Genomic DNA, 13,170 nt, shown 5'->3' with positions numbered 1-13,170 from the left:
GCGCACTTTCGACGCGCGGCGCTGGTGGAAGGCCTCAGGCGGCCGGCCGGATGTGCGCGCACACGTGGTCGATGAACTGCGCGAGCTCGATGTCGCGCTCGGTCAGGCCGTCCGCGTCGTGGGTCGACAGCGTCACATCGACGCGGTTGTACACGTTGAACCATTCCGGATGGTGGTTCATTTCCTGCGCCTTGATCGCGACGCGCGTCATGAAGCCGAACGCCTCGTTGAAATCGGCGAAGCGCAGGCTGCGCTGGATCGCGTCGCGGCCCGGCACGGCCGTCCAGTGCGGCAGGCCGTCGAGCCGGGTCTTGCGTTCTTCTGATGTGAGCTTGTGGATCATGTTGCACCTCGTTCGGTAGCGGCGCTTGCGTGCGGGCAGAAGCCGCGCGGCGAAGCCGGTACCGGTCATTGTTTCATAGTTGGGTGACGCGCATCGGCACGCGCGGGCCCGCGCGCCGGCGTGCCGCGCCGCTTCACGCGTCCGCGTCGTCCGCCCAGCCTTCGCCCGTGCCGCGCTGCAGCACGGCATCGGTATCGAGCACCGCGCCGGCCGGGATTTCCGGCAGCGCGGCCAGCCGGGCGGCCAGCGCGCGGCCGTCGACGTCGGCGAGCGCGAACAGCTGCGCGAAATCGTCGATCACGAAGTAGGTCTTCTGGAACGTGTCGATCCGGTACTTCGTGCGCATCACGCGCTCGAGGTCGAAGCCCAGCCGGTTCGGCGCCGCGCTTTCGACGCTGTACAGGCTCTCGCCCTTGCTCGATACGATCCCGGCGCCGTAGATCGACAGCCCGTTCGTGCCATTCGGGTCGCGGATCAGCCCGAATTCCACCGTATACCAGTAGAGACGCGCGAGCCGTGCGAGCGCCGCTTCGTCGTCGGCCACCGCGAGCGCGGTGCGGCCGTATGCCTGCATGTAATCGGCGAACACCGGTTCGATCAGCAGCGGCACGTGGCCGAACAGGTCGTGGAAGCAGTCGGGTTCCTGCAGATAGTCGAGCTGGTCCGGCCGGCGCATCCACCAGGTGACCGGAAAACGCCGGTTCGCGAGGTGCTCGAAGAACACGCGATCGGGCACGAGGCCCGGCACCGCGACGATTTCCCAGCCGGTCGCCGGCTTCAGCTGGCGGTTCACGTCCGCGAACGACGGCACGCGGTCGGCCGGCAGGTCGATCTTGCCGAGCCCGGCGACGAACGCGTCGCACGCGCGCCCGCGCAGCAGCGCCGACTGGCGCGCATAGAGCTGCTGCCACACCGCGTGGTCGACCTGGCCGTAGCGTTCGAGCGGCTGGTCGATGGTGAAATCGGCGCGGGTTTCGAGGCCCGCATCGAACTGCTCCTGCAGTTTCGCGGTGACGACGGTCGACATGGTGACGCTCTGCGTGCTGTGGTGGAAACCATGCAAGTGTAGAGCGGGCTAGGTGCGGAATGGGCGCAAAGATGGCGTCGATTCGCTTGATGATGCGATAATCGCGCATCAAAACACGAATGGATGCGGAGAATGCTCATGCTGGAACTCGATCACTTCGATCTCGCGCTGCTCGACGTGTTGCAGCGCTTCGGCCGCGCAACCCATCAGCAGCTCGGCGAGGAGGTGCCGCTGTCGCCGTCGCAGATCGGCCGGCGGCTGCAGCGGCTCGAGGCGGCCGGCGTGATCGAAGGCTACCGCGTGATGCTGCGCCCGGAAAAGCTCGGGCTCGGCGTCACCGCGTTCACGAGCCTCAAGCTCAAGCACCACGGCGATTCGATCATCGAGCAGTTCCAGCAGCAGATCGACGTGCTGCCCGAAGTGCTCGAATGTCATGCGGTCGTCGGCGATGCCGACTATCTGCTGCGGATCGTCGCGCCGGACCTGAACGCGCTGTCGCAGTTCGTGATGAAAAAGTTGATGCGCGTGCCGGGCGTAGACAGCGTGCGTTCGAACATCGTGCTGACGACCTTCAAGCGCAACGGCGCACTGCCGCTCGCGCATCTGGCGCCCGGCGCCGCGTGACGCGGCGCCGCGGCCGGCGGCTGCGCGCAAGGCCCGGCCGCTCATCGGGCCCGATCAGGCCGCTTCGGATTGCGCGTCGGCGTTCAGCAGGTCGACGTACGCGACCGCGACGAGATCTTCCTGCGCGACGCCGAGCTTCGCGAACACGTCATGCGCTTCGGCTTCGCCGTCGGCTTCGTCGTCGTCCGGGCCGAGCACCACTTCCAGTTCGATGAAATCGCCGAGGCCGTCGACGCGGTCGAGGTGAATGCGCGTGCGGCCGGCGAGGTACACGTGCCGCTCCTTCGTCACGATCCCGCGTGTGGTCAGCGCGGTCGCGAGCAGCGAATGCATCGCGGCCGGGTTCGTCACCGGGCTGCGCGTGTAGTACGACGCCTTCGGGCCGTCACGGTCGTCGCGCTGATAGAAGATCAGTTCGGCCGGCGTGCCGTCCTCGAAGCGGCGCAGCTTCAGCCGGCCGCGCGGCACGTCGTAGAAGAAATCCTGCTGGCGGTAGAAGAGCGGCGCTTCGGTCGCGAGCTTCGCCGCCTGTTCGCGCAGCCGGTCGAATTCGCGGGCGCGGGCTTTGATCTCGATGTTGCGGGCCATGCGGGTCTCCTTCGATCAGGGGTCTCGCGGTGTGCGAACGCACAATCTAGCAAAAAGCCTGCGATGGTGGCGTGACGAGCGGCCGGACCGCCGCGACGCGACGCCGGGCCCGCGACCGGGTCCGTCGGCGCTTCGGCCCGCGACAGCACCCGCGCCCGGTGCAGCACGCGCCGCAGCCCGCTGCACGACCGGCGCGCGTATCGACATCAGCGACGCTCATATCGCCCATTGAGCCTCGATCAGCCGCAGCGCGGCCCCGATCGCCGGCTCGTCGCGGCGCTCGGCAAGCGTCACGAACGTCAGCTCGGTCGGCACCGTCACGCGTTCGACGATCGTCAGCGCATGCGCGTGCGCTTCGGCCAGCGCGGTCGAGTCGCGCGCGAGCGTCAATCCGATCCCCGATTTGACGAGATCGAGCATCGACTGCTCCTGGTCGACCTCGGCGACCTTCACCGGCTGCGCGCCGGCTGCTGCGAACAGCCGCGACAGCAGCCGGTGGTGGGCGGATGCGGGCGGCGTCCAGATCCACGGCAGCGCGGCGAGCGCGCGCCAGTCGTGCGCGCGCTGCACGCGCTCCTTCCAGCCGGCCGGCGCGAGCACGCGGTACTGGAAGCGCGTGAGCGTGACGGTGTGGAACAGCGCGTCGCCGCGCGGCGCGTCCTCGTCGGGCTGGCCGATGTAGTAGCCGACGTCGAGCGCCTGCGCGCGCACCTGCTCGAGCACCCAGCCCGACATCCCGTGCCGCAGCGCCGTTTCGATCTGCGGATGGGTTTCGACCAGCGCGCGCAGGAAGCCGCCGAGCCGCAGGAAACCGGGATCGAGAATCGTGCCGATCCGCAGCCGGCCGCGCACTTCGTGCCGCAGCGCGATGGCGGCGCGCTGCACGTCGGCGGCCGCGGCGAGCGCGCGCTCCGCGTGCGGCAGCAGCGTCTGACCGTCGCGGGTCAGCGCGAGCCCGCGCGACGTGCGCGTGAACAGCACGACGCCGAGCGTTTCCTGCAGATGCTTGATCTGCAGGCTGACGGCCGGCTGCGTCAGGTGCAGCTGCACGGCGGCGCGCGTGAGGTTGCCTTCGCGGGCGACCGTCGCGAACGCGCGAAGCAGGGTGAGATCCATCGTCGTGATATGAGCGCGGCTTATAACGCAGTTCAGCATAACTCATTGGATCGGCGGCAGGCGGCCGGAGTACGCTGCATCCGTCGCGTCCGTTCGCGACGGACTATGCTGAAAACGTCGCACGGCTCGCACGCGCGATGCACAACAAACCAGGAGACACGTCGTGACGACTCACCGCACGCTCGAGGGCGAATTCGATTACGTGATCGTCGGTGCGGGCACCGCGGGCTGCGTGCTAGCGAACCGCCTGACCGAGGATCCCGAGATTCGCGTGCTGCTGCTCGAAGCGGGCGGCAAGGACGACTATCACTGGATCCACATTCCGGTCGGCTATCTGTACTGCATCGGCAATCCGCGCACCGACTGGCTGTACAAGACGCAACCCGAGGCGGCGCTCAACGGCCGCGCGCTATCGTATCCGCGCGGCCGCGTGCTCGGCGGCTGCTCGTCGATCAACGGAATGATCTACATGCGCGGCCAGCGCGAGGATTACGACAGCTGGGCGCAGGAAACCGGCGACGCCGGCTGGTCGTGGGACAGCGTGCTGCCGATCTTCAAGCGCAGCGAGGACCACCACGCGGGCGCGAGCGATGCGCACGGCGCGGGCGGCTACTGGCGCGTCGAAAAGCAGCGGCTGCGTTGGGAGATCCTCGAATCGTTCGCGCAGGCGGCGCAGCAGACGGGCATTCCGGCCACCGACGATTTCAATCGCGGCGACAACACCGGCGTCGGCTATTTCGAGGTGAACCAGAAGCGCGGCGTGCGCTGGAATACGTCGAAGGCATTCCTGAAGCCCGCGATGACGCGCCCGAACCTGACCGTGATCACCGGCGCGCATGCGCAGCGCGTGATCTTCGACGGGCGGCGCGCGGTCGGCGTCGAATACCACGGCGGCGGGACCGACTACGTCGCGCGGGCGCGCGCCGAAGTGTTGCTCACTGCCGGTGCGGTGAATTCGCCGCAACTGCTCGAGCTGTCGGGCATCGGCGCCGGCGCACGGCTGCACGCGCTCGGCATCGACGTCGTGCAGGATCTGCCGGGTGTCGGCGAAAACCTGCAGGATCACCTGCAGCTGCGCATGGCGTTTCGCGTCGAAGGCGTGCGCACGCTCAATACGCTGTCTGCACACTGGTGGGGCAAGCTGATGATCGGCGCCGAATATGCGCTGCTGCAGCGCGGGCCGATGTCGATGGCGCCGTCGCAGCTCGGCGCGTTCGCGAAATCCGATCCGGACGATCCCGCGCTCACGCGTCCCGATCTCGAATACCACGTGCAGCCGCTGTCGCTCGAACGCTTCGGCGAGCCGCTGCACAGCTTCAACGCGTTTACGGCGTCCGTGTGCCATCTGCGGCCGAGCTCGCGCGGCAGCGTGCATATCGCGAGCCCCGATGCGGGCGTGGCGCCGACGATCGCGCCGAACTACCTGTCGACCGACCACGATCGTCATGTCGCCGCGAATGCGCTGCGCCTCACGCGGCGGATCGCGTCCGCGCCGGCGCTCGCGCGCTATCGTCCGCAGGAGATCCTGCCGGGCACGCAGTACCGGACCGAAGCCGAACTGATCGACGCGGCCGGCGCGGTCGGCACGACGATCTTCCATCCGGTCGGCACGTGCCGGATGGGCCGCGCGGACGACGAACGTGCGGTCGTCGACAGCCGATTGCGTGTGCGCGGCATCGCGGGGCTGCGGATCGTCGATGCATCGGTGATGCCGTTCATCACGTCGGGCAACACGAATTCGCCGACGCTGATGATCGCGGAGCGCGCGAGCGACATGATTCGCGCCGATCGCCGCGCGGCGCAGGAAGCGGCGCAGGTGCGAACCGAAGCTGCGATGACGGCGGCGTGACACGGTGCTGACACGCGCGACAGCGGGCCGCCAGCCGTGGGCCGGCTGGTTCGCTCATTCGCGATGCGAAGCAAGTCCGCGCGTGCGGCTTGCAACGAACCGATCGACGCCATGAACTGCGCTGGCGCAGCACGCCGTGTTCACACGCAGCTTTTTGCTGCGCGACGACATGACGCGCGGCGCAACGTATGGCCCTGCGCGCAGGCACGGGCCGTGCGCTCGCGCGGCGCCGATGCGGTGCGTGTCAAAAAAAACGCGCCGAAGATTGACGCTCAGCCGCGTCCCATATGGCGGCCAGCCCTATAAGTGCAAATCCCGATGATTGCACTGCACCAACGGGGCGACAATGGCCAGCAGTGTGCATACGCGTCGGCGCGGGAGACCACCCTCGATGCGTAATACGGCGTCCGGGGACAGCCCGCTCATCCGCTGAACTGTCGCGGTCGCTTGCGCGAATCTTCCCGGTGCTTCGCCTGACTTCGTACGGAAGGGAACATGATTCTCGGCGACACGATTCTGGAAACACGCGGACTGACGAAGGAATTCAGGGGCTTCACCGCCGTGAACGGTGTCAACCTGCGTGTGCGCCGCGGCGCGATTCACGCGTTGATCGGACCGAACGGCGCGGGCAAGACCACCTGCTTCAACCTGCTGACCAAGTTCCTGACACCGACGGCCGGCCAGATCGTCTTCAACGGTATCGACATCACCGACGAGCGGCCCGCGCAGGTCGCGCGCCGCGGCATCATCCGCTCGTTCCAGATCTCCGCGGTCTTCCCGCACCTCACCGCATTGCAGAACGTGCGCATCGGCCTGCAGCGCGCGCTCGGCACCGAATTCCATTTCTGGCGCAGCGAGCGCACGTTGCGGCGTCTCGACGATCGCGCGATGGACCTGCTCACGCAGGTCGGCCTCACCGATTTCGCGCACGTGCCGACCGTCGAGCTCGCGTACGGCCGCAAGCGCGCGCTCGAGATCGCGACGACGCTCGCGATGGAACCCGAACTGATGCTGCTCGACGAGCCCACGCAGGGGATGGGCCACGAGGACGTCGACCGCGTGACCGCGCTGATCAAGAAGGTCGCGAGCGGCCGCACGATCCTGATGGTCGAGCACAACATGAACGTGATCGCGGGGATCTCCGACACGATCACCGTCCTGCAGCGCGGCGAGGTGCTGGCCGAGGGTTCGTATGCGGAGGTGTCGAAGAATCCGCTCGTGATCGAGGCATACATGGGCAGCGCCGACGCGGCGCTCGCGGGGGCGCACGCATGAAGCACAGCGAACGGGAGGAACGCGAATTGAGCGGCGTCGAAAGCGGCGCGCCCGCGCTGGAGATCACGGGCCTCGAGGCCTGGTACGGGGAATCCCACATATTGCACGGTGTCGACCTGACCGTTCATCGCGGCGAGGTCGTCACGCTGCTCGGCCGCAACGGCGCGGGCCGCACCACGACGCTGCGCGCGATCATGGGCCTCACCGGCCGCCGCAGCGGTTCGATCAAGGTCGCGGGCAACGAGACGATCGGCCTCGCGACGCATCGCATCGCGCATTTCGGCGTCGGCTACTGCCCGGAGGAACGCGGGATCTTCTCGAGCCTGTCGTGCGAGGAGAACCTGATGCTGCCGCCGCCGATCGGCCCGCGCGAGCACGCGATGTCGCTCGACGAGATCTACGCGATGTTCCCGAATCTCGCGTCCCGCCGGCAGAGCCAGGGCACGCGGCTTTCCGGCGGCGAGCAGCAGATGCTCGCGGTCGCGCGGATCCTGCGCACCGGCGCGAACCTGCTGCTGCTCGACGAAATTTCCGAAGGCCTCGCGCCGGTGATCGTGCAGGCGCTCGCGCGGATGATCGTCGCGCTGAAGGCGCGCGGCTACACGGTCGTGATGGTCGAGCAGAATTTCCGCTTCGCCGCGCCGCTCGCCGACCGCTTCTACGTGATGGAGCACGGCCGCATCGTCGAGCATTTCCGCTCGTCCGAACTGGAAGGCAAGATGCCGATCCTTCACGACCTGCTCGGGGTGTGACGCCGCCCCGTTTCCCTTGCCGCGAGCCGTAGCGGCCGTCGAACAACCACAACGCATCAGAACAACAGGAGACGTCAATGAAAATGAAGACCCTCGCACACGCGTGTCTCGCGGTCGCGACCGCAGCGTTCACCGCCGGCGCCGCACACGCCGCAGATAGCGTGAAGATCGGCTTCATCACCGACATGTCGGGGCTGTACGCGGATATCGACGGGCAGGGCGGCCTCGAGGCGATCCGGATGGCCGTCGCCGATTTCGGCGGCAAGGTGCTCGGCAAGCCGATCGAGGTCGTCTATGCCGACCACCAGAACAAGGCGGACATCGCCGCGTCGAAGGCGCGCGAATGGATGGACCGCGGCGGGCTCGACCTGCTGGTCGGCGGCACGAACTCCGCGACCGCGCTGTCGATGAACCAGGTCGCGGCGGAGAAGAAGAAGGTCTACATCAACATCGGCGCGGGCGCCGACACGCTGACCAACGAGCAGTGCACGCCGTACACGGTCCACTACGCGTACGACACGATGGCGCTCGCGAAAGGCACCGGTTCGGCGGTGGTGAAGCAGGGCGGCAAGACCTGGTTCTTCCTGACCGCCGACTACGCGTTCGGCAAGGCGCTCGAGAAGAACACGTCGGACGTCGTGAAGGCGAACGGCGGCCAGGTGCTCGGCGCGGTGCGCCACCCGCTGTCGGCGTCGGACTTCTCGTCGTTCCTGCTGCAGGCGCAGGCGTCGAAGGCGCAGATCCTCGGCCTCGCGAACGCGGGCGGCGACACGATCAACTCGATCAAGGCCGCGAAGGAATTCGGCATCACGAAGACGATGAAGCTCGCGGCGCTGCTGATGTTCATCGACGACGTGCACAGCCTCGGCCTCGAGACGACGCAAGGCCTCGTGCTGACCGACAGCTGGTACTGGAACCGCGATGCGGCATCGCGCCAGTGGGCGCAGCGCTACTTCGGCAAGATGAAGAAGATGCCGTCGAGCCTGCAGGCGGCCGACTACTCGTCGGTGACGACCTACCTGAAGGCCGTGCAGGCGGCCGGCACGACCGACTCGGACAAGGTGATGGCCGAGCTGAAGAAGATGAAGATCAGCGACTTCTACGCGAAGGGCTACATCCGCCAGGACGGCAGCATGATCCACGACATGTACCTGATGGAAGTGAAGAAGCCGTCGGAATCGAAGGAGCCGTGGGACTACTACAAGGTGCTCGCGACGATTCCGGGCGAGCAGGCTTTCGGCACCAAGCAGGAGACGCGCTGCGCGCTGTGGAAGTAAGCGCGGCGCGGTAGCGCGTGGCGGCGCAGCAGCGATGTGCTGGCTGCGCCGCGCGCGTGCGCGACGGTTTGAAACGTTGCGCACGCAACGAAACTCAACCTGACGGCTAAGTCGATGGAAATCTTTGGCATTCCGTTGCCGGCGATGCTGAGCCAGTTGCTGCTCGGGCTCGTCAACGGCTCGTTCTACGCGATCCTGAGCCTCGGGCTCGCGGTGATCTTCGGGCTGCTCAACGTGATCAACTTCGCGCACGGCGCGCTGTTCATGCTGGGCGCGATGCTCGCATGGATGGGGCTGTCGTACTTCGGGCTGCCGTACTGGGCGATGCTCGTGCTCGCGCCGGTGCTCGTCGGCGCATTCGGGATCCTGATCGAGCGCTCGATGCTGCGCTGGCTGTACAAGCTCGATCACCTGTACGGGCTGCTGCTCACGTTCGGGCTCACGCTCGTCGTCGAAGGCGTGTTCCGGTCGATCTACGGATCGTCCGGCCAGCCGTACGACGTGCCGTCGCAGCTGTCGGGCGCGACCAACCTCGGCTTCATGTTCCTGCCGAACTACCGTGCGTGGGTGGTCGTCGCGTCGCTCGCGGTGTGTCTCGCAACCTGGTTCGTGATCGAGAAGACGCGCCTGGGCGCGTATCTGCGTGCCGGCACGGAGAATCCGAAGCTCGTCGAAGCGTTCGGCGTGAACGTGCCGATGATGATCACGCTCACCTACGGCTTCGGCGTCGCGCTCGCCGCGTTCGCGGGCGTGCTGGCCGCGCCGGTGATCCAGGTGTCGCCGCTGATGGGCCAGCCGATGATCATCACCGTGTTCGCGGTCGTCGTGATCGGCGGGATGGGCTCGATCCTCGGCTCGATCATCACCGGGCTGCTGCTCGGCGTGATCGAAGGCTTCACGCGCGTGTTCTATCCGGAAGCGTCGGCCACCGTGGTGTTCGTGATCATGGCGATCGTGCTGCTGATCCGCCCGGCGGGCCTGTTCGGCAAGGAAAAATGATGCAGAGAAAAGTGCTCTACGGCGCGCTGCTCGCCGCACTGCTCGCGGCGCCGTTCATCGGTGCGTATCCGGTGTTCGTGATGAAGGTGCTCACGTTCGCGTTGTTCGCGGCCGCGTTCAACCTGCTGATCGGCTATACGGGGCTGCTGTCGTTCGGTCATGCGATGTTCCTCGCGACCGCCGGTTACGCGACCGGCTATACGATCCAGACGCTCGGCTTCACGCCGGAGCTCGGCGTGCTGGTCGGCACGGCCGCGGCGACGGTGCTCGGCCTCGTCGTCGGGCTGTTCGCGATCCGCCGGCAAGGCATCTATTTCGCGATGATCACGCTCGCGTTCGCGCAGATGGTCTACTTCATCTATCTGCAGGCGCCGTTCACGCACGGCGAGGATGGGCTGCAGGGTGTGCCGCGCGGGCATCTGTTCGGCGTGCTCGACCTGTCGAACGACGTCGCGCTGTACTACGTCGTGCTCGCGGTGATCGTCGCCGCGTGCGCGTTCATCGTGCGGATCGTGCATTCGCCGTTCGGCCAGGTGCTCGTCGCGATCAAGGAGAACGAGGCGCGGGCGATCTCGCTCGGCTACGACACCGATCGCTTCAAGCTGCTCGCGTTCATCCTGTCGGCCGCGCTCGCGGGGCTGGCCGGTTCGCTGAAGGTGCTGGTGCTCGGCTTCGAGACGCTGTCGGACGCGTACTGGACGATGTCGGGGCTCGTCGTGCTGATGACGCTCGTCGGCGGGATGGGCACGCTGTTCGGGCCGCTGCTCGGCGCGGCGCTGATCGTCGCGCTGGAAGACCGGCTCGGCGACATCGGCGAATGGCTCGCATCGGCGACGGGCATCGGCTGGTTCCATTCGCTCGGCGAATCGGCGACGATCGTCACCGGCCTGATTTTCATCGCATGCGTGCTTGCGTTCCGGCGCGGGATCGTCGGCGAGATGGTCGCGCGGGTCAGGACGCTCCGGCCGTCCTGATCGCAGCGCGCGACGCGCCGGTCCGCGTTGATGCGAAGCACCATCCGGCGCGGCCGGGACAGGGCGCCGCAGCGGGCTCGGGCCGGCGGCGCGTGGCCGGACTGGTGCCCCATTTTCGTGCGGCGATGCACCATAGGGGTAAATGCTAAGTTGTCGCAGGGTGAAAGCTCCTTTAATCTTCGTTTCAGTTCTGATGCACCGCGAAACGAATTTGCAGGTGGAGAACGAGGAGACAATCGAGGCACAAAGTGCCCGGACCCCAAAGCGCTGTTGGACGGAATCCAACAGCGCTTTTTCATTTGTGTGCGCGAATTGGCTTCGGTGGTGCAGGCGAGGGGGCCGCGTTCTCCGCGCCCGTATCCCGCGCCACCGTCTTGCCGCTTCACCGCCCCGCGCTTCACCCGTCCCCCGTTTTCGTCCGTTCCTGCCGGTCGCTCGCCGCTGGCGCGTCTCCGCTTCCATTGCCGTTCGGGCTTACCCGGTTGGCGTGCGCAAAACGCGTCCGTTACACTCGGCTTTCGCCGACCGAGCGGTCGGGAAAATCGGTCAGCAGTTCTCCTACAAGCACAATGCAGAAGAGGGAGTACGGTTGGATAGCAAGCGCAGGACGATGGATCGGGGCACGAGAGGCTGTAGGCGCCGCTCGTACGGGGTCGGGTACGCATCGGTATGGCCGGGCTGCGGCGAGCCGTCCTGCAGCCGGTATGCGCGCTCCCGCGCGAGAGGCCGGTGCGCTGGCCGCTCGGGTCGTTGCGTTCGCATCGAGTGCGCCGTTCGCGTTCGCGTCGGCCTTCGCCCCGGCTTCCGCATTCGCATGAGCTGCCGGTTTTTCGATGTTGCGCCATTCGTGCACGTGGCCGAGCCAGCCGCGGCCGGCCGACCTTTTGACGATCGTTGCGTCCGCACCGATCGCGCGTCGCATGACGGCGCCTTCCCCCGCGTGCTTCATCCTGACGACATTGCCGCCGTGCATCGTGGCGGCCGGACGCCCGTTTCGGCGCGTGCGGCGGCGTGCGTGCGCGGCGTCGGCGGTGTCGGCGTTTCACGGGAAAACGAGCGTAGACGCGGTATGGCGAGATAGTTAATGTATTAACTTGTTTGAGGACCGGGAGCCGCCCGAGCGACCCGCGGATTTTTCGAGCAGCGTTTGGAGACAACCTAAATGAAGATGAATCGATGGATGGAGGTTCTGCTTGCCGCGGGCCTCGTGTGTGCGGCGGCCACGGCGTCGGCGCAGGTGAAGATCGGCGTGACGCTGTCGGCCACCGGGCCGGCCGCGTCGCTCGGGATTCCGGAAAAGAATACGATCGCGCTGCTGCCGAAGGAAATCGCGGGCAAGAGCGTCCAGTACATCGTGCTCGACGATGCGTCCGACACGAGCCGCGCGGTGCAGAACGTGCGCAAGCTGATCGACGAAGATCACGTCGACGCGATCATCGGTTCCTCCGTCACGCCGAACTCGCTGGCGATGCTCGACCCCGTCTCGCAGGGCAAGACGCCGACGATCTCGCTCGCAGCGAGCGCGCAGATCATCGCGCCGATGGACGCGAAGCGCGCGTGGATGTTCAAGGTGCCGCAGAACGATCAGCTGATGGCCGACGCGATCGCCGGCTACATGGCGAAGCACGGCGTGAAGACGGTCGGCTTCATCGGCTTCGCCGACGCGTACGGCGACAGCTGGTACAAGACGTTCGACGCGGCTGCCGCGAAGAACGGGCTGAAGGTCGTGTCCAACGAGCGCTACAACCGCACCGACGCGTCGGTGATGGGGCAGGTGCTGAAGCTGATGGGCTCGAACCCGGACGCGGTGCTGATCGCCGGTTCCGGCACGCCGGCCGCGCTGCCGGCCAAGACGCTGAAGGAGCGCGGCTACAAGGGCAAGGTGTACCAGACGCACGGCGTCGCGAACAACGACTTCCTGCGCGTGTGCGGCAAGGACTGCGAAGGCGAGATCCTGCCGGCCGGCCCGGTGCTGGTGACCGACCAGCTGCCCGATTCGAACCCGGTGAAGAAGCCGGCGCTCGGCTACAAGGCCGCGTACGAGAAGGCATACGGCGCCGGCTCGCTGTCGACCTTCGGCGGGCATGCGTGGGATGCGGGGCTGCTGCTGCAGCGGGCGATTCCGGAGGCGCTGAAGAAGGGCCAGCCGGGCACCGAGGCATTCCGCGAAGCGCTGCGCGCGTCGCTCGAGAGCGTGAAGGATCTGCCCGTGTCGCACGGCGTGATCAACATGACGTCGACCGACCACAACGGCTTCGATACGCGTGCGCGCGTGATGGTGCAGATCGTCGACGGCAAGTGGAAGCTGCAGGCCGAATAAGCATCACGTGAAACCGGCGCGCGCGG

At 67.0% G+C, this 13,170-nt stretch carries 12 protein-coding genes; 8 read left to right on the top strand and 4 right to left on the bottom strand.

The window, feature by feature from the left end:
- Positions 1–34: 34 nt before the first annotated feature.
- On the bottom strand, positions 35–343 hold the full coding sequence (locus tag Q3A80_RS16430; protein WP_446330004.1) for a 4a-hydroxytetrahydrobiopterin dehydratase: 309 nt from the start codon (positions 341–343) through the stop codon (positions 35–37).
- A gap of 133 nt (positions 344–476) precedes the next feature.
- The gene (gene phhA, locus Q3A80_RS16425; protein WP_446330003.1) at positions 477–1,370 is read right to left on the bottom strand and encodes a phenylalanine 4-monooxygenase; all 894 of its coding nucleotides are present in this window, start codon (positions 1,368–1,370) and stop codon (positions 477–479) included.
- Between the two features lie 138 nt (positions 1,371–1,508).
- Between phhA and Q3A80_RS16420 the strand changes: the two genes are divergently transcribed.
- Positions 1,509–1,994, top strand: a complete 486-nt coding sequence (locus Q3A80_RS16420) for an Lrp/AsnC family transcriptional regulator (protein WP_006408082.1) — start codon at positions 1,509–1,511, stop codon at positions 1,992–1,994.
- A 54-nt stretch (positions 1,995–2,048) separates the two neighbouring features.
- Here the strand turns inward: Q3A80_RS16420 and Q3A80_RS16415 are convergent, their stop codons facing one another.
- Together Q3A80_RS16415 and Q3A80_RS16410 are read right to left on the bottom strand one after the other, a co-directional pair.
- Complete coding sequence (locus tag Q3A80_RS16415; protein ID WP_446330002.1) at positions 2,049–2,582, bottom strand: class IV adenylate cyclase; 534 nt, start codon at positions 2,580–2,582, stop codon at positions 2,049–2,051.
- Positions 2,583–2,798: 216 nt separating this feature from the next.
- Positions 2,799–3,698: a LysR family transcriptional regulator gene (locus tag Q3A80_RS16410; protein WP_446330001.1), complete on the bottom strand. Its 900-nt coding sequence runs from the start codon at positions 3,696–3,698 to the stop codon at positions 2,799–2,801.
- Positions 3,699–3,861: 163 nt separating this feature from the next.
- On the opposite strand from Q3A80_RS16410, the gene Q3A80_RS16405 reads away from it, so the two are divergent.
- The 7 genes from Q3A80_RS16405 (at position 3,862) to Q3A80_RS16375 (ending at position 13,144) form a co-directional block, all read left to right on the top strand.
- Entirely contained in the window at positions 3,862–5,547 is a 1,686-nt protein-coding gene (locus tag Q3A80_RS16405; RefSeq protein WP_446330000.1) for a GMC family oxidoreductase, read from the top strand.
- A gap of 495 nt (positions 5,548–6,042) precedes the next feature.
- Complete coding sequence (locus Q3A80_RS16400) at positions 6,043–6,822, top strand: ABC transporter ATP-binding protein (protein WP_040142748.1); 780 nt, start codon at positions 6,043–6,045, stop codon at positions 6,820–6,822.
- Positions 6,819–7,574: an ABC transporter ATP-binding protein gene (locus Q3A80_RS16395; RefSeq protein ID WP_446329999.1), complete on the top strand. Its 756-nt coding sequence runs from the start codon at positions 6,819–6,821 to the stop codon at positions 7,572–7,574. The genes Q3A80_RS16400 and Q3A80_RS16395 overlap by 4 nt, the downstream gene beginning before the upstream one ends.
- 77 nt (positions 7,575–7,651) lie before the next feature.
- The gene (locus Q3A80_RS16390) at positions 7,652–8,851 is read left to right on the top strand and encodes an ABC transporter substrate-binding protein (protein WP_446329998.1); all 1,200 of its coding nucleotides are present in this window, start codon (positions 7,652–7,654) and stop codon (positions 8,849–8,851) included.
- Between the two features lie 114 nt (positions 8,852–8,965).
- Positions 8,966–9,850: a branched-chain amino acid ABC transporter permease gene (locus Q3A80_RS16385; RefSeq protein ID WP_446329997.1), complete on the top strand. Its 885-nt coding sequence runs from the start codon at positions 8,966–8,968 to the stop codon at positions 9,848–9,850.
- Positions 9,850–10,824 (top strand): branched-chain amino acid ABC transporter permease, encoded by a 975-nt coding sequence (locus tag Q3A80_RS16380; RefSeq protein WP_446329996.1) that lies wholly within the window; start codon positions 9,850–9,852, stop codon positions 10,822–10,824. The genes Q3A80_RS16385 and Q3A80_RS16380 overlap by 1 nt, the downstream gene beginning before the upstream one ends.
- A gap of 1,162 nt (positions 10,825–11,986) precedes the next feature.
- Positions 11,987–13,144 carry an ABC transporter substrate-binding protein gene (locus Q3A80_RS16375; protein WP_446329995.1) on the top strand — a complete coding sequence of 386 codons (1,158 nt, stop codon included), beginning with the start codon at positions 11,987–11,989 and terminating at the stop codon, positions 13,142–13,144.
- Positions 13,145–13,170 lie beyond the last annotated feature (26 nt).

It is taken from the genome of Burkholderia sp. SR8, from assembly GCF_052851275.1.
This window is presented reverse-complemented; position numbering and strand designations above follow the sequence as displayed.

Excerpts from the sequence above, each read along its gene's own strand:
- Q3A80_RS16420 (WP_006408082.1), top strand. The coding sequence starts at position 1,509 with ATGCTGGAACTCGATCACTTCGATCTCGCGCTGCTCGACGTGTTGCAG.
- Q3A80_RS16410 (WP_446330001.1), bottom strand. The coding sequence starts at position 3,698 with ATGGATCTCACCCTGCTTCGCGCGTTCGCGACGGTCGCCCGCGAAGGC.
- Q3A80_RS16415 (WP_446330002.1), bottom strand. The coding sequence starts at position 2,582 with ATGGCCCGCAACATCGAGATCAAAGCCCGCGCCCGCGAATTCGACCGG.
- Q3A80_RS16380 (WP_446329996.1), top strand. The coding sequence starts at position 9,850 with ATGCAGAGAAAAGTGCTCTACGGCGCGCTGCTCGCCGCACTGCTCGCG.
- Q3A80_RS16390 (WP_446329998.1), top strand. The coding sequence starts at position 7,652 with ATGAAAATGAAGACCCTCGCACACGCGTGTCTCGCGGTCGCGACCGCA.
- Q3A80_RS16430 (WP_446330004.1), bottom strand. The coding sequence starts at position 343 with ATGATCCACAAGCTCACATCAGAAGAACGCAAGACCCGGCTCGACGGC.
- phhA (WP_446330003.1), bottom strand. The coding sequence starts at position 1,370 with ATGTCGACCGTCGTCACCGCGAAACTGCAGGAGCAGTTCGATGCGGGC.
- Q3A80_RS16400 (WP_040142748.1), top strand. The coding sequence starts at position 6,043 with ATGATTCTCGGCGACACGATTCTGGAAACACGCGGACTGACGAAGGAA.
- Q3A80_RS16375 (WP_446329995.1), top strand. The coding sequence starts at position 11,987 with ATGAAGATGAATCGATGGATGGAGGTTCTGCTTGCCGCGGGCCTCGTG.
- Q3A80_RS16395 (WP_446329999.1), top strand. The coding sequence starts at position 6,819 with ATGAAGCACAGCGAACGGGAGGAACGCGAATTGAGCGGCGTCGAAAGC.
- Q3A80_RS16385 (WP_446329997.1), top strand. The coding sequence starts at position 8,966 with ATGGAAATCTTTGGCATTCCGTTGCCGGCGATGCTGAGCCAGTTGCTG.